Annotated in this window: 20 protein-coding genes and 1 tRNA gene; 7 read left to right on the top strand and 14 right to left on the bottom strand. The window is 37.1% G+C overall.

Annotation, left to right across the window (positions count from 1 at the left end):
* Positions 1–122 precede the first annotated feature (122 nt).
* The 3 genes from J8L85_RS02440 to J8L85_RS02430 are packed head-to-tail and all read right to left on the bottom strand — an operon-like array spanning position 123 to position 2,760.
* Positions 123–896 (bottom strand): enoyl-CoA hydratase/isomerase family protein, encoded by a 774-nt coding sequence (locus J8L85_RS02440; RefSeq protein WP_211014190.1) that lies wholly within the window; start codon positions 894–896, stop codon positions 123–125.
* Positions 897–917: 21 nt separating this feature from the next.
* On the bottom strand, positions 918–2,252 hold the full coding sequence (locus J8L85_RS02435; protein ID WP_211014188.1) for an MATE family efflux transporter: 1,335 nt from the start codon (positions 2,250–2,252) through the stop codon (positions 918–920).
* 7 nt (positions 2,253–2,259) lie between these two features.
* Positions 2,260–2,760 carry a GNAT family N-acetyltransferase gene (locus tag J8L85_RS02430; RefSeq protein ID WP_211014186.1) on the bottom strand — a complete coding sequence of 167 codons (501 nt, stop codon included), beginning with the start codon at positions 2,758–2,760 and terminating at the stop codon, positions 2,260–2,262.
* A gap of 51 nt (positions 2,761–2,811) precedes the next feature.
* On the opposite strand from J8L85_RS02430, the gene J8L85_RS02425 reads away from it, so the two are divergent.
* The 3 genes from J8L85_RS02425 (at position 2,812) to J8L85_RS02415 (ending at position 5,057) form a co-directional block, all read left to right on the top strand.
* On the top strand, positions 2,812–3,609 hold the full coding sequence (locus J8L85_RS02425) for a universal stress protein (RefSeq protein WP_211014184.1): 798 nt from the start codon (positions 2,812–2,814) through the stop codon (positions 3,607–3,609).
* A 54-nt stretch (positions 3,610–3,663) separates the two neighbouring features.
* Positions 3,664–3,737: transfer RNA gene (locus J8L85_RS02420), tRNA-Ala, on the top strand.
* 114 nt (positions 3,738–3,851) lie between these two features.
* Complete coding sequence (locus J8L85_RS02415) at positions 3,852–5,057, top strand: serine hydrolase domain-containing protein (protein ID WP_247656537.1); 1,206 nt, start codon at positions 3,852–3,854, stop codon at positions 5,055–5,057.
* 132 nt (positions 5,058–5,189) lie between these two features.
* Here the strand turns inward: J8L85_RS02415 and xylE are convergent, their stop codons facing one another.
* The 10 genes from xylE to J8L85_RS02365 all read right to left on the bottom strand — a co-directional run bounded on the left by xylE (position 5,190) and on the right by J8L85_RS02365 (position 22,176).
* Positions 5,190–6,623, bottom strand: a complete 1,434-nt coding sequence (gene xylE / locus J8L85_RS02410; protein WP_348771739.1) for a D-xylose transporter XylE — start codon at positions 6,621–6,623, stop codon at positions 5,190–5,192.
* A 306-nt stretch (positions 6,624–6,929) separates the two neighbouring features.
* On the bottom strand, positions 6,930–8,606 hold the full coding sequence (locus J8L85_RS02405; protein WP_211014180.1) for a glycoside hydrolase family 43 protein: 1,677 nt from the start codon (positions 8,604–8,606) through the stop codon (positions 6,930–6,932).
* Positions 8,607–8,857: 251 nt separating this feature from the next.
* Complete coding sequence (locus tag J8L85_RS02400; RefSeq protein ID WP_211014178.1) at positions 8,858–10,657, bottom strand: sulfatase-like hydrolase/transferase; 1,800 nt, start codon at positions 10,655–10,657, stop codon at positions 8,858–8,860.
* A 10-nt stretch (positions 10,658–10,667) separates the two neighbouring features.
* Complete coding sequence (locus J8L85_RS02395; RefSeq protein ID WP_211014175.1) at positions 10,668–11,432, bottom strand: coniferyl-alcohol dehydrogenase; 765 nt, start codon at positions 11,430–11,432, stop codon at positions 10,668–10,670.
* 12 nt (positions 11,433–11,444) lie between these two features.
* Complete coding sequence (locus J8L85_RS02390; RefSeq protein WP_211014173.1) at positions 11,445–12,860, bottom strand: aldehyde dehydrogenase family protein; 1,416 nt, start codon at positions 12,858–12,860, stop codon at positions 11,445–11,447.
* Between the two features lie 65 nt (positions 12,861–12,925).
* Entirely contained in the window at positions 12,926–14,263 is a 1,338-nt protein-coding gene (locus tag J8L85_RS02385; RefSeq protein WP_211014171.1) for an MFS transporter, read from the bottom strand.
* Positions 14,264–14,269: 6 nt separating this feature from the next.
* Positions 14,270–16,024 carry a sulfate permease gene (sulP, locus tag J8L85_RS02380; RefSeq protein ID WP_211014168.1) on the bottom strand — a complete coding sequence of 585 codons (1,755 nt, stop codon included), beginning with the start codon at positions 16,022–16,024 and terminating at the stop codon, positions 14,270–14,272.
* 7 nt (positions 16,025–16,031) lie between these two features.
* Positions 16,032–16,883, bottom strand: a complete 852-nt coding sequence (locus tag J8L85_RS02375; RefSeq protein WP_211014166.1) for an MBL fold metallo-hydrolase — start codon at positions 16,881–16,883, stop codon at positions 16,032–16,034.
* A 625-nt stretch (positions 16,884–17,508) separates the two neighbouring features.
* Positions 17,509–19,359, bottom strand: a complete 1,851-nt coding sequence (locus J8L85_RS02370; protein WP_211014164.1) for an aryl-sulfate sulfotransferase — start codon at positions 19,357–19,359, stop codon at positions 17,509–17,511.
* A 63-nt stretch (positions 19,360–19,422) separates the two neighbouring features.
* Positions 19,423–22,176, bottom strand: coding sequence for a TonB-dependent receptor (locus J8L85_RS02365; protein ID WP_211014162.1), 2,754 nt, complete (start codon positions 22,174–22,176; stop codon positions 19,423–19,425).
* A gap of 202 nt (positions 22,177–22,378) precedes the next feature.
* Here J8L85_RS02365 and J8L85_RS02360 point away from each other — a divergent pair, with 202 nt between their 5' ends.
* Positions 22,379–23,146 (top strand): IclR family transcriptional regulator C-terminal domain-containing protein, encoded by a 768-nt coding sequence (locus J8L85_RS02360; RefSeq protein WP_211014160.1) that lies wholly within the window; start codon positions 22,379–22,381, stop codon positions 23,144–23,146.
* Positions 23,147–23,250: 104 nt separating this feature from the next.
* Here J8L85_RS02360 and J8L85_RS02355 read toward each other — a convergent pair whose 3' ends face one another.
* Positions 23,251–24,120, bottom strand: coding sequence for a helix-turn-helix domain-containing protein (locus J8L85_RS02355; RefSeq protein ID WP_211014158.1), 870 nt, complete (start codon positions 24,118–24,120; stop codon positions 23,251–23,253).
* A 192-nt stretch (positions 24,121–24,312) separates the two neighbouring features.
* Here J8L85_RS02355 and pcaH point away from each other — a divergent pair, with 192 nt between their 5' ends.
* The 3 genes from pcaH to pcaB are packed head-to-tail and all read left to right on the top strand — an operon-like array spanning position 24,313 to position 26,891.
* Positions 24,313–25,020: a protocatechuate 3,4-dioxygenase subunit beta gene (gene pcaH / locus J8L85_RS02350; RefSeq protein WP_211014156.1), complete on the top strand. Its 708-nt coding sequence runs from the start codon at positions 24,313–24,315 to the stop codon at positions 25,018–25,020.
* A 9-nt stretch (positions 25,021–25,029) separates the two neighbouring features.
* Entirely contained in the window at positions 25,030–25,566 is a 537-nt protein-coding gene (pcaG, locus tag J8L85_RS02345) for a protocatechuate 3,4-dioxygenase subunit alpha (RefSeq protein WP_076453723.1), read from the top strand.
* A 14-nt stretch (positions 25,567–25,580) separates the two neighbouring features.
* Positions 25,581–26,891, top strand: coding sequence for a 3-carboxy-cis,cis-muconate cycloisomerase (gene pcaB, locus J8L85_RS02340; RefSeq protein WP_211014154.1), 1,311 nt, complete (start codon positions 25,581–25,583; stop codon positions 26,889–26,891).
* Positions 26,892–26,894: the final 3 nt, after the last annotated feature.

Raw genomic sequence — 26,894 nt, 5'->3', positions numbered from 1 at the left:
TTCTGTTCACAAAATAGATAACAAAAACAAAAAGTGCTAGAATAGGAAATACTAGGTTACCGTTTAAAAATTGAAAGAACTCCATAAAAATTATTTAGAAACAGAACGATATGCTGTTTCGGTTATTGTTTGTTTTTAAATTTAGATAGGGCATTTTTGGTAAATTCGGACAGGGCCAGCTTACCGGTTATGGCAGCCCTTTGGGTTAGCAGCGATTGCCAATGATCGGTATTTTGCCATAGTACTTTTTTCCATTCCATTAGTCCTTCGGCGTTGTAACCAGACAATTTATGGGTAAAGAAATCCAACTCTTTATCCAGTTCTTGGGTTGTTTCAAAAACCTTTGCAAAGAGACCTTTTTCTTGGGCCCAATATGCTGTTTTCCACTCTGTAGGTGCAAGTGACAGTTCTCCTAGGGCGGCTACACCGATTTTTCGTTCAACTGCCGGGGCTATTACCAATGGGGCTATTCCTATACTAAGTTCAGAAAGTTTAATGGAGGCATTTACGTTGGCGAATGCATAATCGCAGGCCGCCACCAAGCCTACTCCGCCACCAACGGTTTTGCCGTGTATCCTGCCCACAATAATTTTCTTGCATTGGCGCATGGCATTTATGACATGGGCAAAGCCGCTAAAGAATGTTTTTGCCTCCTCAAAAGTAGAGACGGCCAATAGCTCATCGAACGAGGCACCGGCACAAAAAGCCCTGTCCCCTTCAGATTTAAGAACAATTAGGTTTACTTCTTCGTTGTCAGATAGTTTTTCAAATTCTTTTGTAAGCCTGTCCAATAGCTCGGACACAAAAGAATTGCTTGCAGGATGGCCAAACTCTATTGTTGCCACCTTACCATCGATCTTTGTATAAAGGCTACCGTTGTTTCTATCTGTTCTCATGTACTTATATTTTAGTCAAAATTAAGTGTTTTGTAAAAGTGGTCGAAACTTTCTTCTAAATTTCCAGACCAATGCACCTCCCCTGATCAACATCCAGACGGTAAAAGCAATCCATATACCTGTTAGGCCCCAGTGTAAATATTTTCCCAAGAACAAGGTAGGGATAAAGCCTAAAAAAGTGGCGGCCAATAAGGTGTTCCTTAGATACTTCATTTCCCCCAGACCTTTAAAAACACCATCTAGAACAAAGGCAATGGTATTCATTGGAAGTCCTAGAATAATAATGAAGAAAATACCATAGAAGGTCTCCAAAACAACATCTTCATTAGAAAATAGTGCCCCTATGGGCTTGTAGAATATAAATGAAGTGAGCATTAACACGAGACTAACATAAAGCCCATAAGTCACTATTTTTTTAGCCAAGAGCCAGAGTCCGTCGTAATTTTTTTCTCCAAGAAGTCTTCCTCCCATGATATTTCCGGCAGCACCATAACCGTCTATAAAAAATGCGGAAAAGAGCCAGAGATTTATAGCAATGGTATGTGCCCCGATATACTTTTCGCCAAGGGCCGTTGCTTCTCTAACAGCGAGGATAAGGGCGGTGTTCAAGGCCAAGGCCCTTACAAAAAGGTTAAGGCTCATAATAACCAGCCGTCCTAACTCTGGATGTAAGGGAAAGGTAAGAACCAGGCTTATATCCGTTTTTTTCCAGAGAAGCCAAAAGGCCATAATGGCCATGATCGCTTGTGAAATTAAACTGGCATAAGCGGCACCATCTAAATATAAAGGCTCTATGAACCCCTCTATACCGTATACCAATACAAGGTCGAAAACCACATTCAGTACGGCACCGGTAATGGCTATTACCATGGGCCAATAGGTGTTCTGCAACCCTCTAAAAATACCCATTACGGCGAAAACAAATAGCGTTAACGGAAAGCCCCAAACTCTAATGGAATAATAACTGATACAGTATTCTAGAATTTTACCCGTAGCGTTTAAGAGTTCAAAAATCTCTCGGATAATAAAAACGGTCGAAAGCAATATTAGAATGCTCAGGGCAATGTTCAAGAAAATGGCCTGTGCGGGCAGGGTTTTTACTTCATCCAGTTTTCCTGCTCCGAGGTATTGCGAAATAATTGCGGAAATGGCACTACGGGTCTGGCCGAGCACCCATATTAACATAGATAGAAAAGAGCCTACTATACCGGCCGCGGCCAAAGACTCCAGTCCGTCCACGGGAATATTTCCAACAATGGCCGTATCTGTGATAGAGAGTAGCGGTTCCGCAATGCCCGCAATGGTCGCAGGTATGGCCAGGTTGTTTATGTTTTTAAAATTAACGGTAGTTTTCAATGTATGTTCAGACTATAAGTTCATAGCAATGAAAAGGGTGTTCGCTCTGTTGGGGGAAATAAACGTCTCCCAGTTTTTGATAGCCTCTGGTTTCATAAAACTTTTGGTTTCTTTTATTTTGGCTAAAGGTATCCAACCGAACAGAAACAAAATTGTTCTTTATTGCATAATCTTCTGCAAATGTCATTAATTGTTGGGCAAAACCCTTGCCTTGAAAAGAAGGATGTACCGCCAATCTATGAATGTATATGTTTTTAGAATTTGGGGTGAGCCAAGTAATATGTTCATATTCCTCGTCCATTAATGAGGAAATAACAATAGAGCCAATAATGTGGTTTTCATGTTCTAGAACAAAAAGTTCACCACGCTCAATGTCTTTGGTGAATGCTGATTCAGAAGGATATGAGGTAGTCCATTGGAAAATGTTTTTAGACTCCATATGTATTCTACATGCATTTGTCATTGACAGAATCTCCTTAATTTCCGATAACTTTGCAGACCTAATCATAAAATGAAATTTTAAAATTGTAAATTTAGGGTAATAACCAACAAAATTATCATGAAGAATATTCTTGTGCCCATAGGTACTTCGCAAGATGCCAAAACAACCTTACAATATGCCGTTGATTTTGCAACAGATTTTGGAGCAAATATCTACGTAATGGAAGTCTTTAGCGCTTCGGCAAAAACAGGAACCTTGTCCAATGTTTCAGAAAAAATTGCCGCTAGTGGTAAAGAACGCCTTAAAGGAGTCATAAATGAGATAGACTCTAAAAAAGTAGCGATTAAAATAGCTTCTTTTAATGGGGAGTTGGTAGATGGCCTTAAAGAAATAGACAAAAATTTAGGAATCGATTTGATTATTATGGCCCCTAGAAGTAATGATATACAAGAGGAACTGTATTTGGGGCATACCTCTGGTCGTATTGTTAAACAAACCAACATACCAACACTGGTAGTACCAAAAGGCACAAAATATACTACGTTTAAAAACGTATTGGTGGCCTTTAAATCGGGTATTTTGAAACGAAAGAGAATACTGGATCCATTGGTGTCCATTACAAGAAAACATAGATCTGAGGTCAACTTATTACTAGTAAAAACACCTGGATATTCAGATGACGACCTAAGGGTAAATACGGCATTGATGGATATCAGCTCGCAACTTACCATTTCTGAAAATGCTACGACCTATTTAGGGGTTTTGGAGCATTTTCAATCTAAACATCCAGACTTGTTATGTGTTTTTAGAAGAAAGAGAGGATTCTTTAAGAAGCTTTGGGAAAAAAGCACCATTTTAAAATCTGAATTTTCTGTACCCATCCCCGTTTTGATATTAAGTACGAAGAAAGATTAAGATGTATTTTGATAGGTTCGAAAAATGTATTTCCTTTGACGTTCCAAAAAAAAAGGGGGATTAGCTCAGTTGGCTAGAGCGCTTGCCTGGCAGGCAAGAGGTCACCGGTTCGAATCCGGTATTCTCCACGTAAAGGCTCCCAAGAAATTGGGGGCCTTTTTGTTTTGTCATTTTCCATCAAACCATATATGTTTTAATGGTTAAATTGCAACTAATTATACATCAATCAATTAGTTACAATTATGATAGCAAAAAAAATCAGGCTACTTTTTCTCTTTTCACTATGTATGGGTAATACCTATGCCCAGGAAAACGATTCTATATCCAATAAACTAACCAAAGAATTGGAACAAATTTCCACGAACGGACCATTGGTGGGGTTTTCAGTAGCGATCGTTAATGAAGACGGTACACTGTATGAAAACGGATTTGGTTTTGCCGATAAAAAAGCAAATAAACAATACACGCAAAATACGCTTCAGAATATTGGTTCTATCTCTAAAACCTTTATTGGGGTGGCCTTGTTGAAAGCGCAAGAATTGGGTAAACTTCAATTAGATGACCCTATAAACGACTACCTGCCTTTTAAGGTGGTGCATCCTAAATTTAAGAATACTGAAATAACTATTCGTCAGTTAGCAAGTCATACTTCGGGTATAAAAGACCCATCTGAATATGAAGATAAGGGGTATATACTAAAAGATTTCGAAAATGGGAACGCCAAAGTAAGCGACAATTTTTTGAATCCTGATGAGATGATGCCATTAGGAGATTTTCTAAAAGCAATTTTAAGTGAGGACGGAAGATGGTATAAGAAGAAAACATTTTCTAAGTATCCGCCAGGAGGCATGTTCAATTACTCTAATATTGGAGCGGGTTTGGCCGCGTATGTGCTAGAACGCGCAACGGGGATATCTTTTTCGGAGTTTACGAAGAAATATATTTTTGACCCTTTAAACATGTCCGATTCCGGATGGTCTTTTGAAGCGATAGATTTATCTATGCATTCAAAACTATATGCAGATCCGGATACGGAACTGGCATTTTATATGTTGGTGAATTACCCTGATGGCGGACTTATTACCTCTGTTCATGATTTGGCAAAATACCTATCTGAAATTATTAAGGGGTATTCTGGAAATGGAAAAATTTTATCCGAAGAAAGCTATAGAATGCTGTTCGAACCTCGATTGACAGACCAAAACCATAAAGACAGAAGCGATAATGAATATAATGATGAATACAATATGGGGGTGTTTATGGGGATGTCTGCAAAAGGGCAAATTGGACACACCGGAGGAGACCCAGGTGTGGCCACCCATATGTTTTTTAATGAACAAACCAAGACTGGAAAACTATTGTTGGTGAATACAGAACTGGACAAAGAAGGAATACAAGAATTTATAGCTATTTGGAAGGCCTTGATTGCCTATGAGGGCAAACTTTAGAGTAAAGAGAAAACCTATATAGTAAACGCTTCTTTTATACTTTTCTGTAGTATAAAATCTGAACTATTTCTTGGCCATACAATTGAATATAGTAGTAATTGTTATGGAAATTTATTGGAATTAGGTGCTCTTTTATTTCTTCCAAAATTTCTCTATTTCCTCTAATGTTTTTCCTTTCGTTTCCGGTACAAATTTCCATACTAAAATTATTGCCAACAAACTCATTGATCCATAAATCCAATAAGCAAATCCATGATTAAACTTATCTAATAAATAAGTGTTTTTATCCATCATTGGAAAAGTCCAAGAAACTAAATAGTTGGAAATCCATTGTGCTGCTACGGCAACTGCCAATGCCCTGCCTCTAATTTTATTTGGAAATATCTCTGACAACAAAACCCAACAAACAGGCCCCCAACTCATGGCAAAACTTGCTACATAAATAAGCATAAATAATAATGCTCCCACTCCAATAGATTGGGAAAAAAAAGTTGTCCCTAAAGCAAACATAGAAATAGCCATACCAATAGCACCAATAATCATCAATGGTTTTCTTCCATATTTATCTACTGTCGTTATTGCTAATACTGTAAATATTAAGTTGACGGAACCAACAATAATTGTCTGCAATAATGCTGTATCGGTTCCAGAGCCCATACTTTTAAAAATCTCTGGAGCATAATATAACACCACATTGATGCCAACAAACTGTTGAAAAACAGAAAGTAATGTTCCAATTGTAATTACTGCTATTCCAAAAGAAAATAATTTTCCAGAATGCCTGGTTACAGTATTTTCAATTTCTATGAATATTTTCTTTGCCTCTTTTGAGCCATTTACTTTTGTTAAAACTTCCATGGCTTTCTCTGTTTTTGATTTCAACATTAATGACCTCGGAGTATCAGGCACAAAAAATAGCATAATTAAAAACAGTGTTGCAGGAATGGTTTCCGAAGCAAACATCCAACGCCATCCAATAGAATTCAACCAAGAATCATCTCCTTGTTTTGCAATGTAAAAGTTGACAAAATACACCACTAACATTCCAAATATAATAGCAAACTGATTCAATGAAACCAGTTTACCTCTTATTTTAGCTGGTGCAATTTCAGCAATGTACAATGGAGAAAGCATAGATGCTAAACCAACACCAATGCCACCTATAATTCTATAAATAACAAAAATATAAATGTACGTGTGATCCGCGCTTCCTATTGACTCGATAAATAGTTCGGGCATTGAAGATCCTATTGCAGACACTAAAAACAACAATGCAGCCAAAATTAAGCCATTTTTACGTCCCAATTTTTTGCTGATTATTCCTCCGCATATTCCTCCGATGACACAACCAATTAAGGCACTGGAAACAACAAACCCTAATCGAGCATTAGCATCCATTTCATTTAAACCGAAAGGAAGAACAAAGAAATTTTCTAAAGAACTAACAGTTCCTGAAATTACTGCTGTATCATATCCGAACAACAAACCGCCAAGTGTTGCGACTATTGTTAGTTTTATTAAATAACCTTTGTTTGCTGATGTTCCCATGATTTTAATTAGATTGATTAATATTTTCAAACAACTTTTGGTTGCGGAATTGCTATTTTTTGAGCGATTTATATAAGTTTTTAACTGAATTTGACATTGTCATATTTTTCCCTTTTGGTTTTAAGAAATATTCCTGAGTTATTACCTCATGCATTTTTTTGACTTGAAATAGGTTAGTCCCTCCTTTAAATTATTACTGTTTTGATAATAAATATTAAGGGTAATTCTACATGTCATAGAAAGGAAGAACCTTAATGATTTTTGTTTATTGCTATTACGGGTTTGAGGTCAAGTAAAAAGAAGGAAAGTTCTTTTAATCAACATTTAATCCAAGTTTTCAATTTCGAACCAATTGAATCTAGCAGTGTTATCACTTTTCTCTCCTAACGAAGTCGTGTACATACCATAAATAGCACCTACAAAACCACCTGCTTCTTGAGTACTTAAAAAACGTGCATCTACATCTAATTGTAATGGTTTCCAATTTTCATTTTCGTCAGCATAATAGAAATTGTAATGCGCTCCATTTGCTTCTATCTTTAGCTGTAATGAACTTTTTGAGATTACAGGTTTTTCAATTAAGAGTTCTAATGTGTCTTTTTTAGATTGAAATAACTGAACTACGGGCCTATCATTGGAAATTGATTTACACATGTAGTAATAATGTGTCTCGTTTTGAAAAATTACTAATCCGGATTTTTCGTTTTCTTTAAGTGTTTTAAAGTCCATTTCTGCACTTACACTCCCATTTATATGTTGCTGTCGGTATCCTATAAAACTTGGATTTTGTTTTTTGGAAGCACTTTCCGGCCTTGTTTTAATTGAAATAGTACCATTGGAAATAGTGTGCCACTTTTCTCTTGGTGTTCTTAAAAACAACCATTCATAACCAAGTTCCGATTTTTCGAACTCTTCTTTGTATATATATTTTCCACTGTTTTTAAATGATTGCTTTTGTTTTTTTGCATTATTGGGTGTTGGATAACTTCTCTTTACAATATCTCCACCTAAATCAAAAATAGGCCAGTTATCTACCCATTTTACAGGCGCCATAAATGTTTCTCTACCAGTGTTATAATAATTGCCTTCGTAAGGTCTACATCCTAAAAAAACACCCCACCAATTTCCATAATTATCTTCTACTATATCCGCATGTCCAGTTGAAACAATTGGGTTTGGTCTATTTGGGTCTAAATGACGCTGGGTTAGAATTGGATTATTTTCATAACTTGTATATGGCCCAGTTACATTTTTACTTCGAAAAACAACTTCTGAATGATTTTCATAAGTTCCACCTTCGGCAGCCATTAAATAGTAATACTTATTTCTTTTGTAGATATGTGGACCTTCGATCCAGTTTGGTTTTTTGGAAATATCCGAACCACCATTTACCAAAATTATAGGTGCCCCTAAAACTTTTCCTTTTTCTATATCGAACTCATACATTCTTATAGTCCTATGTCCTTTATACATTGGTTTTCCATCTGGAGGGACACTGTTGTATACAATAAAAGTTTTCTCATTATCAAAAAAAAGTGAAGGGTCTATTCCTTTTACTTCGGGTATCCATATCGGATTGGACCAAGGACCGGCTGGATCGGTTGCGGAAACAATAAAATTATTTCCTCCTTTAACTATTGTGCCTACTAAATAATAAATTCCTTTGTGATAACTGATTGCCGGGGCAAAAACTCCTCTTGACACATCTAACCCCTCTAAATCTAATTGCTCCGGTCTGTCTAATACATTTCCAATTTGTGTCCAGTTCACAAGGTCATTACTTTCAAAAATTGGAATTCCTGGAAAATAGGCAAAGGTTGAATGTACCATGTAGTAATTACTACCGGCTTTACATATACTTGGGTCGGGGTAGAAACCTTGTAAAATTGGATTTGAGTACTCATTTATTTCATTCACTGAAACTTTATCAATCCTCTTGTTCGTAACACAACTTAAAGTAACAATCCCAACTAATGAAATTGTAATAATATTTTTAATCATCGTATACATATATTTTAAAATTCAGCAATGTGACAAGACCATTTATCATTTTTTGAATAACTCTATCGACGTAGCGCCTTTTTTAGATATCCAGAAATTTTATTCTTGGCATTATGCTTTTATATTATAAATCGCAAAACATCTTTTATTAATAATAGTTTTTCCTAACAGTTGTTTTTATTGGCTTATGGATTTTTTTACCCAGTAAATAGTTGCATTTTGAATAAAAAAAGAACCATGGTTCTCATCTGTTAGATTCTGTTTTCAGTAACAATGTCGCTTGGCACATATCCTATTCTATACGCTTGCACAACTATTTTAGCATGTTTAGGAAGGTTTAATGGTTTCTGATATATTGACCATGTTTTTGGTGTTTTACCATTTTCAGGAATAATTTTATAACCTATGGAAGCTCCTATGGTAGCACAGCTAATAGTTAATTTATTATCAGAAAACGTAAGTTTTGGTTTTGAGGTTGTTGGCTGTTTTTTTGCCCCATTCCACAACTTGGCAATCAGTTCTTTTTCAGGAAGATTGGGCTCATCTCCAATTTTAGATAACCAACGGTCCAATTCTGTTCGCAATTCAACAAGTTTACCTTGATAAGAAGGGTCTTGAGCCAAATTATTTAGCTCGTATGGATCAGCCGAACAATCATAAAGTTCTTCATGGGGCTTCTTTTTACGAAACCATTGTAATTGTATACTATCTAATTTTCCATCATCACGTAGTCGTAACAACTCTTGCATTGTAGGTATCTTTTCCCTGAATTTTACAGGCAAATAATACCCTTGATCAGGTCTATAATTACGTATGTATTTATATTGGCTATCTCTAACGGCACGTATGGCGTCGGTAACCCCATCGAAACGATCTGCGGCCCCATATATATAGTTTCGTTCTTCCTTGGCTTTGTACTTTCCTAAAAAAGCTTGTCCTTGAATATAAGCTGGTGGTTCAATGTCGGCCAAAGAAAGTAAGGTAGGGGCAAAATCTACAAAACTGAGTAATTGATTATCTCTTGTTTCTGAGCGTTGCTTGTTTGGAAACCTAATAATCATAGGCGTTTTCAGCCCTAAATCATAAATTAGCCGCTTTTCCCTTGGCATTGGCCCTCCATGATCGCCATAGAAAAAAATGATGGTATTTTCCAATAATCCATCATCTTCCAATTGCTTTAAAATGGCTCCAACTTGTTTGTCCATTTCGGCTATGTTATTATATAATTTCCACATATCCCTATGTACTATAGGGGTATTGGGCAAATATGGGGGAATAGAAAACTTTGTGTTTTTGGGCAAGTTCACCGGCGTCTCTTCTTCAGTAAATCGACTAGCTCCCCAAGCTATGTACGGTTTTTTTTGTAATTTTAATTTATCCTCTCCCCAAGTATAGGTAGTGTCTCCCGAGTGATAATGTCTCGTTTCAATTTTTCTATGACCATAGGGTTCAAATAATCCAGACTCATGTGTTTCCGTAAAATTGAACACCGCGAAAAAAGGTTGGTCCTTATTTCGATTTCGCCAATGGGCATACGGACTACTTTCGTCCCAAGCAGTTTTTGGGGCTTTAAATTGATAATCCTCTTTATAGTTGTTTGAGCAATAATACCCGTTCATTCGAAGAAGTTCGCTTACCATACGCGTTTCAGGTGGAGGCACTGCCCCATAGGCGGGCAAACCTGTCATCTTGGTATGCAAAATGGTACGCATATTATTGGCCCCTATACTTGTTGGGTACATTCCCGTAGTAATTGCCGCCCTACTAGGCGCACATACTCCGGAGGGAGAGAACAGGTTAGGATACACCACTCCTTCTTTGGCCAAGCGGCTTAAGTTGGGAGTTGCAATTGTAGAGTCGCCAAAAGAAGGTATATATGACCCCATATCTTCAGTGACCAACCATAAAATATTTGGTCGGTTTGGCAATTCAATTGTTGTAGTTATTACATTTTTTTTCTCATCATTCTTTTTCTTTGATTCGCAACTAGTCAATGTAAAACCTGCAAATACCAAAATGAAAATTACCGTAAAAACTTTATTTAAAGACATACCAATTATTTTAATTGAACAATGATGATTTCAACCTTGAAGCCTTTAAGCCTCCATCCATAAGAATATCTGTGCCATTAACCCATCTACCACCATCACTACATAAAAAACAAAGCATTGCGGCAATATCTCTTGTCTCACCTTTATATTCCTCAGGAAGACTTACTTGTTTTTTTACGATTGTTGCTTCAAAATCTTTAAGAATAGGTGTTTTTATTGGACCTGGACTTACAGATTTTACAGTGATACCTTTTTCTTTCCATTTATCCGATACTTTAAGGGACCATGCAATGACGGCCTCTTTTGAAAAGGCATAGGTAGCTACATCGTTCAAATTATTTTCTATTAAAAACTGTTCTGCTTCATCTGGGTTTTCAATTGCGAACAAAGAATTAATGTGATCTATATTATTAAGCCAATTAGCACCAGCCAATGAAGCTAAATTTATAATTGAAGCGTTCGAATTTAATTTAGGAATCATAAGGTTGGTAAAATGGCGCAGTCCAAAAAAATTCACTTTAATTTGGATATCAGTAGGTAATGTTGGGGGAACCCCTGCTACGTTATATAGTGCATCACCTTTTACTTTTAGTGCTTCTACGGCCTTATCAATAGAGGAATAATCACTTAAGTCCATAGGAATATATACGTCGACGTTAGCTTCGGGTTTTTTTAAGTCGAAGCCGACTACGGTCATGCCTTGTGCTTTAAGCTGCCTTGCTGTTTCTGCTCCTATTCCTGAAGAACACCCCGTTATTATTATTGTTTTGTTCATTTTGTTTTATTTTTATTCCATGAATGCTGGTGGATATTGAATACCTTTATCGGCAATTGTAATCCATTTCGTTGTCGTAAAACTATCTATTGACGCTTGACCACCGTAACGCCCGATACCACTATTTTTAACACCCCCAAAAGGGGCTAAAGCTTCAGCATAGATAGTACCGTCATTTACATGGCACATTCCACTTTCAATTTTCCTGGCTACTTCATACCCTTTAACTGTATCTTTAGTAATTACAGCGCCTGAAAGACCATATTTAGAGGCATTCACTTGATCAATAGCTTCTTCGATAGTTGAAAAAACGTATATAGATACTAAAGGACCAAAGGCTTCTTCGTCAAAAGTGCTCATATTGGAAGTTACCCCAGTAAGAATTGTGGGCAGGTAATACATGCCATCTCTTTTTCCGCCAGCTAAAACAGTTGCTCCTTTAGCAACTGCATCTATTACTTGTTCGTCAATTTTCCTAATTTGGGTTTCATTGATCAGGGGAGCAATGGGCTTATTTAAATCTCGCACATCACCGTAACCAAGTTTCTTAGTTTTAGCAACAAAACGGTCAGTAAATTCGGTAGTTAGTTTTTCATGTACATAGATACGCTTGGTACCCATACAGATTTGACCAGAATGATTAAAGGAGGCAAAAACAGCTGCGTTTACGGCTATATCTAAATCCGCATCGTCTAAAATAATCATCGCATCTTTACCGCCGAGCTCCATACTAACCTTTTTTAAAAGACTTCCGGCTTTTGCAGCGATATGCTTACCCACACCTGTGGACCCCGTAAAACTTATGGCCTTAATAGAGGGGTCCGTAACCATAACATCACCAACTTTCTCTACATTTTGTTTGGAGCACAAAAGAACATTAAATACACCTTTAGGAACACCAGCTTTTTCAAAGGCTTTTGCCAAAACCCATCCTCCTGACAAAGGAGATAATTCGGCAGGCTTTAATATTACGGTATTACCTACCGCTAGAATACTAGATGTGGTTCTTGATGAAAGGTTTAAGGGCATATTCCACGGTGTGATAACACTGACCACTCCCATAGGTTCTTTTACTACCATGCTCTTTTTGCCAGCAGGCGATACTAGCTCATAACCTTTTACGGTTTTAGTAAGGTCTGCTGCTGCACGAAATAACTTAGGTGTGGTAAGGCATTCAAATTTTGCTTTCCCGATCCAAGAGCCAACCTCATCTATTAATATATCTTCAATCTCCTCAACCATTTCCTCAAGAGCTTCCGCTACTTTGATCAGGTAATGACTACGCTCTTCAGCACTCAAACCTGACCATAATGGAAATGCCGTTTTCGCTGCTTTGATGGCCGCCCTAGCATCTTCTGCATCGCAACCAATAACAGTAGCGAATGGTTTATTGGTTACTGGGCTGGTGGTTTCAAAATTCTCGCCCATAGCAGTCCATTTTCCATTTATATAAGAACTATACATATTTTGGTGTTTTTAGGGTATAATTGAATTTATTGAATATTATCTATGCCGAATTTCTTTTTCCTGGTAATCAACAAAATGACGAGTATTGCACTAGCACATATTATCGGGGCAATTGTAGCTATGTTATAAAATTGGGCAGCAGTCACGTTGGCGGCTACCAATGCGGCACCAACCCCAGGAGTCAGCAAACCACCGATACGACCAACGCCCATTGCCGTACCTATACCTGTTCCTCTAATTGTTGTTGGATAAAGACTAGCAGCAAAGGGAGCTTTTGCCATCATTGCACCAACACTTACGGCTCCTGCAAATGGCGCTATGATAAACCACATATCCGGGTCGTCAACAACTTGTCCTAACCAAAAATATAGCAATGCGGCAAGAGGAAAAGCTATGGCCAAAACTTTTGCGGACCCCCATCGGTCTGCCATCCAGCCAATAATAATTCCACCAATTCCAGCACCTAAATAGTAATGACCGATTGCGTTTAAACTTAGATTTTGTTCCCAACCATTATTTTGTAAAATTGTCGGTAGCCATAGCGACATAAAATAAACGATGAACTGACCGCCAATAAATGCAATCCATAATAAGAAGGTAACAATAGACCTACCTTCAGAAAACAGTGCTCCAATAGGACTTTTTGCAATCGATTTTTCATTGATAAACAGTCGATCCGTTTCGGCAATAGTTATGGAGCTATCAACTTTGATTAATAATTTTTTTGCCTTCTCTGTATTTTTCTCTTTGGCTACTAGGTATTTTAATGATTCAGGTAAGAAAAAGACCATCCAAAGAAAAATTGGCAAAGACATCATAAAGCCTAAAAGAAACATCCCCTTCCAATCGTACATTTCAATGAAATGAGGACCTATATACCCGCCAACGGTAGTGGCAAATGGGGCTCCGGCATATACCAATACGGCTAACATGTTTCTAACCTTTTTAGGAGAATATTCGGTTACTATTGCCAACGCGATCGGCAACGAACCTCCGGCCCCCAATCCTGTCAAAAACCTTAGTATAATCAGCTGTGTCATATTTTCAAGGAAAAAACTTACCCCCATACCAATAGTACCCAGACCAAACATAAGTAGCATTGATTTTCTTCGGCCAATTTTATCCATGAGGATTCCGGCAAAAATAGAGCCTGCTAAAATTCCGAATAGAACGGCTAGATGTGCATATTCGAAGTCTTCTGGTTTTAAGCCCCAATCCTTTGCAAGATTTGGTATAATCATACCCAAAACTATCATCTCAAAACCTTCAATAATTGAGCACAAACATCCAAGAACAACTATGTGAACTAGAAATGGCGTGGCTTTAGCCTTATCTATTATTTGGTTTATATCTAATGTGGTCATGATCTTTTAAAATTTGGTGGTTACGGATGAGATTGCATAGACCACGTTGTTATTCATTGTTTTTTCTTGTTCGGGAATTTGTTCTTGAGAATATTCAACGGCCTCCAGAATTGACATAAAATGATTTTTACCGACTATTTTTTGTGTTAAACCAGCCCTATGTAGCCGGTCTCTAAAAGAACCTATCGTATTAGCAAAATAAAAATGGATGTCTTTTGCTTCCAGAAGCTCTTTAACTTCTTTTAGCATTTTTATTCCTGTAGAATCTACATCATGAATATTCGAAGCATCTATGATGAGTACTTTGATGTTACTGTTTTCAGTTATGACGCTTACAATAAAATCTTTCAAATAATCACTATTAGCAAAGAATAGTTGACCGTTGAATCGAATGATTTTACAATTTTTGACTTGCTCAGCTTCAGGATATCTGTGAATACATCTAAAATGGCTTGTGTTTGGTAATTTGCCCAACACAAGGATGTCTGGTTTTGCCAAGCGATAAACAACAACAATAATGGATAAAAATATACCGGCAAACACCCCTTCTTTAATACCAACTACAAGTGTTAATATAAAAGAAGTCAACAGCATATAGAAGTCGCTTCTATGGGTTTTCCATAATGAAAATGCCTCTTTGTATTCAAACAGCCCCACAACGGATACTAAAATAATAGCAGCCAATATGGCTTGGGGCAAATAATAAAATAGCGGCGTAAAAAACAACAATACCAGCGTGACGAAAAGCGCAGTAATTATTGATGAAATTTGTGTTTTTGCTCCGCTCTCATGGTTTATTGCTGAGCGAGTAAAGCTTCCTGAAGAAGGCAAAGCTTGAAAAAAGGAACCACCAATTTTAGCAATACCAAGGGCAAATAATTCTTGGTTTGCATCTATCTTATATCTATTTTTTGGATCTTGAGTTGCATTATATTTAGACTCCCAAACCTTGGCAATACTTATTGACTCTACAATGCTGATTACTGTTACGGTCAAGACCGTAGGCATTACCAAACGAATATTTTCTATGGTGAAGTTTGGCACTAAAAAAGAAGGGAAACCCTTAGGTACTTCTTTAACAATTGTAATGCCATAGTCTTCTAAATGGAATAGAGAGACTACCGCTACACTCAATATCACAACCAATAAGGCGCCAGGTATTTTTTTGTTCAGCTTTTTTAATAATAACATTAATGTAATACCACTAATGCAAACCAATGCCGTTGCCACATTAGTGTTATCTATTTCTGAACTTAAACCCTGAATAGTACTTAATAAAGATGAACTTGTCGGAATATGTACACCAAGCACATACTTCACTTGACTAATGGCTATAATTATTGCTGCAGCGGAAGTAAAACCAATAATCACAGGTTTTGATAAAAAATTGACCAAAAACCCTAATCGCATTATACTAGTTAGAAGCTTAAGGAGCCCTATAAAAAAACCGGACAAAATCACGAATGAAATAAATTCGGGAGAACCGGGCACCGCTATTTCACTTATGCCTGCAAAAATTAACAATGATGAAATTGCTACGGGCCCTATGGCCATAGCATGTGATGTACCAAAAATAGCATACAAAAAAAGTGGGACTATGGCACCGTACAATCCATAAATAGGAGGTACACCGGCAAGCATAGCGTAAGCCATGCCCTGAGGTACTATCATTACGCCAACAGTTAGCCCAGAAATTAAGTCAGACTGGAACAACTTAAAGTTGTAATGCTTTACTCTATTTATAATTGGTATTGAAATCATTATCTTTTTATTCGATCACGTCTAAATCATTACCATAGATTACCTCTCCTGAAAAATTCATTTGAACTTCTTTTAAAATCTGTTTTTCTGCCTCTTCATTAGAAAGACCATATGCAATCTGATGGGTCAAGACTAACTTTTTTGGTTTTATTCTATTGGCTACTTTTCCCAATTCAACACCACCAGTATGTACTCTTTTAAAATATTCTTGTACGACTCCTTTTCCTTTTTTTATTGCACTTTCGCAATAAACTTCATGAACCAAAATATCACAGTCCATGGCTTTTTCATATAGTTCTCCTCTGGGACAGGTATCACCGGAAACTACTATTGTTTTGTCTGGAGTAATAAATTTGAAGGCATATGCCTCCAAATTACCATGTTCAACTGGAATGGCCTCAACTTTGACCAAATCATCTTTATAAATAATGCCTTGTGTATATGCTTTTGGTTCTATATCTATAGGAGACATAAATTTTGGGTTACTATTTAGATGTTCATTGATGCCATCTTCAAAAACGTCCAATAGCCCATTCACTTTTTTTTCAATACCCTTGGGCCCGAAAATTTTAAGTGTATCCCATCTTTCCGCATTCCAGGGACAAATCATAAACGCAGGCAGGCCTACGGTATGATCTGGATGAAAATGGGTAATGAACAAACGTGTTAATTTTTTATTTTCCAGTCCTTTAATGCCCCTTGCGCGGGCATTTGAAAGGCGTTCTAGAATACCACTACCACAATCAACGATATATGAAGTCTCATCAACAATTATTGCTAATGAACTTTGATAGCGACCACTCACCATTACTGGGGTACCAGTACCTAAGAGCACTACTTTAGTTCTTGATTTTTTCAATTATTCTGTGTTTTTAATTATTCAAAATTTTCTAAAAACAATACATCTATTTCTAAACTTCCGATCTTGAATTAGATTGGAACACATTTCTAGATATTCACTAGCGAAGTTTTGTTGTTCATACATATCTTGTTTTAAGTTAAAAAGTTGAAAGAATCCTTTTTTTGAAACATCTTTTTGATTTGCAATTTTCCAATCTTCTTTTCTTAAGCCCCATATTTCCTTGGTTAATTAGAAATAATCTTTTTTGATACTAAATACTATTTGCCAACAGCGACCGTTTTCGAAAGACAGTTATATCGTCCGAAATTTCTTCTTAGGAATACTTGAGTCCTCTGTAACAATGTTTTTTAATACTTATTCATAATTCTGTTCTTACCTTTCTTAAGAATACCGTTGTCCTTTATCATTATCCCTATTAAATAATCGCACATTGAATCTGTTCTAAAACCAGGGAACCATTGTAAAATGTTGACTCATGTATTTGTATAAGGTGTAGATGTTTTACCACAATTGCTCCCTAAACCCGAGATGCTTGAACCATCCAACATAATTTATAGGATGTAAAGCCTTTGAATTGCAATTACGTTTTTGTCTTGGCATAGATAGAATTGATGATTGCCATTTATTTAAATTTAAGCCCAGGGTAATCATCGCCATATTTATATATGCGATACAATCTTCCCCAACCTTGCACTCTATAATCTTCAACTTTCTTCCCATTAGGTGTTACTTCTATAATGTATTTATCATAAGCACTATTGAAAATGGTGTTACCGTTAGGTAATCGTTGAACTCCGCTCATAAACGGAGAATAGAACCAGGTCTTATCTGGGTTGGCCCAAGACCAAACTATTTTGGTTTTCTTGTTCGGGTTAAAGTTTCCAGTTTCATCCATTGGAAGTTTAACTTCCAAAATGTTAGAGTATGTACTACCAAAACCGGTTGTTTTTGTTTCTTTAACGAATTTGCCATCTAGTGTGCGACGTTGGCCATTATTAAAAATTAGGATATTGCCCGCGCCAGGTAAACCATCTGGTATCCAATGCACGTTGTGTTGCCAATACAACGTTGAATTGTCTCGAATGTCTTTCCCAAATGCTTCATCATTGCCCCAACGGTAAATTATGTCGCCTCCTTTTTTATATTTTCCTCCTGTACTGCCTGCAGCTTCTTCGGTAGTGGTACTATGATCTATAATCCAAAATTCTCCATAAGTCGGAGAACTCAACATAATTAGGTCTAAGTCCGCATTATAATCTACTGTATTTAGATGAAAAAATTGTCCAACGTTATATGGTACGTCTTTGTCTAAATCAAGGTAGTTTATATGTATTTTACCAGAATCTGTTATGTTCCCGAAGTTTTGTTTCTTAGGATATTTATTTTGAACTAGATGGTCCCAACTATTCCATTGCCAGACAATTTCTGTACTGCCGTCTACTAGGTTTGGTTTTAATTCTAAAACATTACTCATCCAAACGAGCCCATTTTTCTTAGTCTTATCCTTGGTTATCATATAGGCGGCCCTTTTACCTAAATCTGCATTCCAACCCATTGCTTTAGCTTCTTCAACCGTGAAGGCGTTATGTCTAATCGCTAAAATATTCCCATTTGGCAATGCTTCTACATCATGATGAAAACTATATTTTTCAGCTACACTCATCGTAAAGTCCCATAGAACATTTCCTTCCCAATCAACCAATTCAATAGTCGATGTAGCACCTACAGGGAATTTTTTGTCCTTATGCCAATGATGTTTGCTATATGTTCTTAATAATTGACTATTGGGTAAAAGATAGGCGACAGAAGCTTCAGGGGAGTATCCGTTATGTTTCCATTCATGAACCTTTTTCCCCTTTTCATCTAACAAATAGGTTTTGTCTGATTGTTGGGTTAAAGTGGCATCACCTGATTCATGTATCAATGTGTAACCTTTGTAGGCATGCTTGTTCTTTCCTGGGGGGATAGGACCTTCGAGCTCTGTTATATATCCCCTAAACCTTTTCCATGTTTTCAAAGGCATTCTAGAATTACTAAAAAGCGGAAAAAGAGGGGGTTTGTTAAATTCTATTTCCTTTTTACTGATATGCCAGTTGCCATCGGCATCTAATAATTTTAATGAGGATGAAGCATTTCTAATTTCTTCTGCGGATATGATAACATCACCATTTACGTCAATATAATTGGTAATATTATGATTGCGTACTAAAGGTAATTGTTCTTCCCATGCACCTATTTCATTTGAATCTAAAATTCCATCACCATTTTTATCTAACTTTAATAATTGTTTAGGTGCCGCTAGTACTTCTTCGATAGAAAGGTCACCATCACCGTTACTGTCAACTGCATTTGGAACGGTCATTAATCTGAAAACAAGTTTTTCCAATTCAGGAGGTCTGGGTTTTTCTTTTATTTTTTGAGAAGTCCCAAAATGACAAATAAAAAGGGCCAATATTATTATTGTTTTTTGCATTTTATCTTGTTTTAAAGTTATAAAGAACACCTATGGGTAATATTCACAGGTGTTCTTAACTAATTACAAACTAACTCTAACATTAAACATGGTAAATCTTCTTAATTCTGGTAGGTTAACAAAGTGAGAGTATTTTTTGTCAAATAAGTTTTGTACACTTAACCCAAAATCTACTTTGGCTTTTTCATTGAACATTAATGTTTTATAGCCAATTCTAGAGTCAACAATGGTACGGGCGGGGTTTACGCCTGTGAATACTCTACCGTCACCTTGTTTGCCTTCGTACTCTGAGGCATAGTTCATACTAATAGAACCATAGAAACCTTTTTCGCCACCGTATCGCAAACCTAAGTTTACTCTACTCGTCGGTGAATTAAGGTAGAACTGATAGTTTTGATTTGTTTCGCCAAGATCTTCTGGTGTCCAGATATTTTTAGATACGTATGAGTAGTTTGCAGAACCAATCAATTTTGGTGTAATATAATACGTTAATCCGATATCGGCACCTATGTACTTTGCAGATTCGTTACCAAAAGTTGGAAAACCGGCATCAAACTCCCATCCGTTGGCCTGTGCCAAATCGGAGATGACCAATCCGTAGCCAGGAACACTACTGTTGCTAGGTGTGCCTAGTTGGCTGTATAGAGCATTGAGCAGGGCATCTCTATCATTGCCAGCCGGTACTTGTGCTTCTATTTGTGCTTGAACATTGGCTAAATTTAATTGTGAACCTGCTGAGATTGGTATTGATCCTGCAGGTTGGAAATTTTCGGAAATAGAATAATATAAATCAACATTAATCTTCAGTTTCTCTTCGAGAACGGTGCTATATCCTATTTCGAATTGATTCACGGTTTTCAATGATACTTTAGGTTGTCCGGCTTGGTTTATATTGGAAATAGGCCCTGTGGAGGCACCTACACCGGCCGCTCCTGGTCCAGAGAACACAGAAGATGTTAATTGAGAATCAATAGTGCCTGAAACAGAAGGCGCTGTAATACCTGCATTTGCCGCCAAAGCGTTTACAATATCTTGAAATTGATAGGTTCCTGCACCGGTTACATTTCCAAAAGCGAACTTGGTTACTGGGTTATTATAGGTAACAGGAGTTCCTACCCCAGCAATATGTGTTTCGGGAAAAGTGGAAGGAACAGGAATTGGAAAGTCTAACCAAGTTCTTAATTGACTTTGAGATTCGAACGCCCTACTAAAGCTCAGCCTAAGACCAGTTTTATCACTTGGATTGTATACCATGCCAATTCTTGGTGAAAATGCGGTTTCTTTGTATGCCGAGTAATGATCAACCCTACCCGTTGCACTTACCGCCAGTTTGTCGGTAACTTTATATTTACCGGAAATATAGCCCCCATAAATATTGAAAGAATTATCTCCTCCATTACTTTTGTCGTTAATGCCATAAACAGCTGGAGACTCAATTGAAGGGCTTATTTTTGAATCTGCACCTACGATCATTCGGAGATTGTCGTTTGTGTTAATAGTGTATTGAGCGCTAATATCATAATAATCGGTTGCCCCAATTGGATCGGTTACCCGTGTTTCATTGATACCGTCTCCATCTCTGTCTACATTGGGCGGATTACTATAGCCTACAGTAAAAATGTGATTTTTTAGTCGGTTGAGGTTGCCATCACTATCAATGTTTCCGAAACTATGGCGGTGATAAAGTGCAGCGAAGAAATTACCGGCATCAATTCTTAACTGCTGTTCGTATCGCTGCATACCTCTATAATTCTGTCCAGTTTGATTTCTTGAATTACCCACAGATCTAGCAAGAGAAAACAGGTAATTCAATTTTACCTTATCAGAGAACTTATAAGCCAAAGTACCTTCTACAAACCAATTGCTTACTTCTTGGTCTAAATTTTCAACATTATAGAATGTTTTACCGCCCAATGTCTCCATGTTTTTTGGTCTAACTACGGGGTTGCCATTGGCATCTATAAGACCTTCACCTGCAATTGCAAAATCAGTTGATTTTGAATATGATGTTAAAAGTTTCCAGCCAAACTTTTTACCGTTGTTACCAGCATATCGTAAACTATAATTGGTTGCACTTCTGTCTCCAACTCCTACTGCAACGTCTAACCCTGGGTATTTAAATGGGTCTTTAGTAATAAAGTGCACCACACCAGAGGTTACATTTGGCCCGTACAAGGCACCGACCGGACCTCTAACTACTTCGACTCTGGCAATGTCTAAGGAGGACAATGAGCTGTTTCGTGACTCTGTTGATTTATCAACGGGTGTTGTTAATGGCATGTAGTCTTTTAGTATTAGTGTGTTGGTTTCATTTACAGTGGTAGATCCTCTCAATTCTATATTTGAAAACTGGGTCCCACTTCGTACCAAATTAACCCCTTGTACGTTTCTCAATAATTCTGTTGGATCTCCATTCGATGGTGTGGCCGCTATTTGAGCAGGGCCTAATGAAGTTACCGAGGCCACTGCTTCAATAACTTTTTCCGGAGCCCTTGAAGCGGAAACTATTACCTCTTCGAGCATCTCTCCTTCTTCTAGGGCAATATTACCAATATCACCGCCCTTCTCTACTATTACATCTTTAGAGTTGAAGCCTATATAGGAAATAGTTAATGTTATTGGTAAAGGTAGATCTGTTGAAAGTTGAAACTTGCCATCAAAATCGGTTGCTATTCCGTCGGTTGTTCCTTTTATGATTACAGTTGCCCCTATTAAGGGTTCATTTTGCACATCGGTAACCGTTCCGTTTATTTCTGTTTGCGCCAAGGCATTACCGGTAAAGATCACCATTATAAAATAAATCATTAAGTGTTTCATGAGTAATAGTTTAGTTGGAATTGTTATCTATTTTTGTTCTATATGCGAACAAAAGTTTTTATTTCGGATAAATATTATTATTAATTAATTAATATGCAAATATTTGTATGTTAAAATTGAGAATACTCTATTTCTAGATAAAATATTTGATGATAATACAATAGGTTTTATATTTGTTCGAATAATTTATTTTTGTTTAAAATTGGATATAAAGAAAACGGATTACGTACAGTCATTAGACAAAGGTTTAAAGGTTTTAACGGCTTTTTCTGCGGACAGAAAGTCGATGACATTATCTGAAGTTGCCGAAATAACTGGATTAACAAGAGCTGCCGCAAGAAGGTTTCTGTTAACTTATTGTTATTTAGGTTACATGTCCACTAACGGCAAATATTTTGAATTAACATCAAAAGTGCTAGATCTGGGGTATCGGTATATGTCTTCTCTCGATATTTCAGAATTAGCCGGTCCTTTAATGAAAAAATTATCCCTTGAGGTTGGCGAATCTTGTTCTTTGGCTACTTTAGACGGCTTAGAAGTAATATATATAGCTAGGCAGCAGGTGTCTAGAATAATGACGGTTTCACTAGGGGTAGGATCAAGATTACCTGCCCATGTAACTTCAATGGGCCGTGTTCTATGGGCCATGAACGATCTGCATTTAACAAATGCCCTTGATAACATAGAATACAAACAATACACTATTAATTCTATCATGAGTAAGGAGCATTTAAAAAGAGAACTGGAAAAGGTAAAACTTCAAAAATGGTCTTTGGTCGATCAAGAATTAGAAGCAGGTTTGCGTTCGATTTCCGCTCCAATTTTTTCTAAGGGCAACAAAGTAAAGTATGCTATAAATATTCTTGTGCAAACCAGTAGATTCAACAATGAGGAACTGGTCTCTAATGTTTTACCGCATCTTCAGGCGACATGTGAAGAAATTAGTATAGCATTGAAAAAAAGTTCATAAGTAAGTTTTATGGTTTGTGAATTGAAGATTTTTATTGATACTAACTAAAGTGGGTATTTTATAATTTGATTGTATGACTGGCGCTAAAGGTCATAGTGTAGTAATTATCCCTTTCTAAATTCTCCTGGTGGTACACCCACCCGTTTTTTGAACAATCGACTAAAGTAGGCAGGGTCGTTGAAATTTAAAAAATACGATATCTCGGAAATAGAATAAGATGTATTCAACAAGTATTTTTTGGCTTCGTTGATAGTAAAATCCTGTACAACCTTTAGGGCAGAGGTGCCGGCAACGGTGTGGCAAACCCGGTTAAGGTGGGTTTGGGTAATTCCTAAAGCTTTTGCAAAAGTTCTGATACTAGGTAGGTTTTGGGCATGTTTTCTTATGAGTACTTGAAATTGTTGAAAATAGGCAAGGTTCTTGTTTTTGCTAATTAGGGCTTCGGAGGTGCTTCGTAAAGTGGAGCGGTATAGTTCTAGATAAAACAACTCGAAATAAATTTTTAGGGCCAGTGATTTTTCGGGGGCCTCATCGAATATTTCTTGTTGTATTTTGGATTTCAACTTCAACAAGTCTGCTAACACTTCTGGTTTATTTTTTAAGTTTAAACAAGATAGCTTCCCCATTTCTTTCGTGATATACGGCTTTTCGGTCAGTAGTGTCTGAAAAAAAGATTGAGAAATAGTTATAACATCGCCAGTAATTTTTGGTTCAAAATTAAATCCGTGTAGTACATTGGATGGAACCGTAACAACACATGGTGCTTTTAAGTTGATTTTTTTTCCTTCGGAAAATAAAGTGCCCTCACTAGATTCAATAATGAAGATTTGTATCAAATTAGAATGAAAGTGCTCTTTGATCTCCCATGAGTATATCTTACTTCGTTCTTGTAAGGGTTCTATGTGAATAAAATCGCTAACAAAAGATAGGTGCTGGTCCCCATACAATCCTCGAAATCGTAAAATGTTACTCATAATGTGTATTTAAAACAAGTATATGCTATATATATAAATAGTCTTAACCATTTATATATAGTAAGTTATGAATATATTTTTGGTATAATCAAAACATAAATGTTTAAAAAGTACAATAATAAAATAAATATGTCCAATAGTTCTTTTTATGATGCATATAATTTAGTCGGTAGAATAAAAAAATAGTTAGTCATGAGTGAAATGGCCCAACAGGGATTTGATATGGAAGTTCAGCCATCTTATTTGGATAAAGGTTATAAATCAACTCTTTTAAGGGCGCCATCAAGGGCCCTTGTTCTTCCGAAAAAGTCATTGTCCGAAAGTACGGGGCCCTTGTTCAAGGATTTTGAAATTGGTGCCTTAGACCATGATTTAACAAAAAATGCAATTAAGGTTGCCGAACCTTTAGGAGAACGTATTGTGGTGCATGGTACCGTAACAAACGAGAAGGGGCAACCATTGCCACATACCTTGATAGAAATTTGGCAAGCAAATTCTGCAGGTAGATATGTACATAAAGTAGACCAGCATGATGCACCTTTAGACCCAAATTTTTTGGGTACGGGAAGATGTATGACAGATGCAAACGGTAAGTATAGGTTCTATACAATTAAACCTGGGGCATACCCTTGGGGAAACCACTACAATGCTTGGCGGCCGGCGCATATTCATTTATCCTTGTTCGGTGGGGACATCTCTAGTCGATTGATTACTCAAATGTATTTCCCTAACGATCCATTATGCAAGTATGACCCTATTTTTAATGCCGTACCAACAAAAGGGAGAGATTTATTGGTGTCCACTTTTGATCTCGACCACACTGAGCCCAGTTTCGCTTTAGGGTATCGATTTGATATTGTTTTAAGAGGTGAGAACGCAACTCCATTCGAGAATTTATAACCTAAAATTATGAGTGCTAAAAAACTACAGACCCCTTCCCAAACCATAGGTCCTTATTTTGCATATGGATTAACACCAGGTCAATATGGTTATAATTTTCCCGGTATAGTGGATGGAATGATGGTTGACAAGAATGATGAAGGTAATGTTGTACAAATAATTGGAACAGTCTATGATGCCGAGGGTAAATCAGTTGACGATGCTATGCTAGAGCTTTGGCAGAATGATGGTGAACGTCGATTATTCGGTAGATATGGTACAGGTACGGATGAAGGCAATAAATTTTCCTTTACTACGGTGAAGCCAAAATCAGTAGATGGCCAAGCACCTTTTATCAATGTAATTATATTCATGCGCGGGCAGTTATTGCATTCCTACACACGAATCTATTTTGAAGACGAAGAAACGTTAAACGCTACTGATGAGACGTTGAATAGTATTCCAGAAGACCGTAGGAAAACCATAATCGCCAAAAAAGAAGACGGCCGCTATGTATTTGATATTTATATGCAGGGAAATCACGAAACCGTCTTCTTTCAATTATAATCAGAAAAATTGTTATGTCTCTATACGCTGAAACATTTTATACCAGAGAATTATCTGAGCTCTTTGAAGACCGATATGCAGTCTCGCAATTATTGAGGGTCGAAGCTGCTTTGGCGATGGCTCAGGCAAAAGTGGGTATTATACCAGAAGCGGCGGCCAAGACAATTGCTGATTGCTGTGTGGTTGATGCCATTGATATTAATGCCTTGAAGAATGATGTGGTTTTAGGGGGCAATGTTGCAATACCCTTGGTAAAGCAGTTGACGAAACTTATAAAAAACAGTGATTTTGAAGCCTCTAAGTATGTTCATTTAGGGGCTACGAGTCAAGATATTATCGATACGGCCACTATAAGTACAAGCAAGGAATATATTGAATGGTTAGAAGTCAAACTAAATAGTCTCGAAACTATTTTGATTGATTTGACCAAAAAACATATAGATACTATTGTGATGGGGAGAACCTTGTTGCAACAGGCAAAACCCATGACCTTCGGCCTCAAAACAGCTGGATGGTTAGAAAGCATTTCCCGCAGCAAATCAAGATTATATGATTTAAAAAGTCGCCTTTTGTGTATTCAACTGGGCGGAGCTGTAGGAAGCGGTAATACCAATATTACAACCGATGTTCAATTCGTTTTTGCAAAATTATTGGGGTTATCACCATCGTTTCCATGGCAAACGCAACGTGATTCGTTGGTTGAATTCGCTTCTTTCTTAGGCATCCTATCAGGTTCATTGGGTAAAATAGCAAAAGATATTTCACTTTTAATGCAAACAGAGGTAGCTGAGGTTTTCGAAGGAGCTGCTGAAGGTAAGGGAGGCTCTAGTACCATGCCACACAAACGGAACCCCGTTGGTTGTGCACTTATATTGAGCAATGCCGCCCGAACCCCGGGTTTGATTTCTACCATGCTTTCTGCCATGCCACAAGAACACGAACGCTCTGCCGGGCTCTGGCATACCGAATGGGAAACTCTTTCGCAATTGATGAGTTTAACAGCAGGTTCGTTGGAGAAGGCGGTAGATTTAATTGGAGATTTAGAAGTAGACAAGGAACGTATGCTTCAAAACATAGAAATCACAAATGGTTTAATATATGCTGAAAAAGTGTCTTTCCAACTATCCAAAACTCTTGGAAAAATGCAAGCTCACGAATCGGTTAAAAAGGCATGTAAGATAGCTACCCAACAGAGAAGACATTTAAAAGAAGTGGTGTTGGAAATGCATCCGCAGATAGAAAATATCGACAAATTATTTCAACCAAAAAATGCGATTGGCAATAGCATCATTTGGGTTAAGAATCTATTAAAAGCCTATTCGTAACAC

Origin of the sequence: Maribacter sp. MMG018, from assembly GCF_018100785.1 — a bacterium.
Taxonomy (GTDB): domain Bacteria; phylum Bacteroidota; class Bacteroidia; order Flavobacteriales; family Flavobacteriaceae; genus Maribacter.
This window is presented reverse-complemented; position numbering and strand designations above follow the sequence as displayed.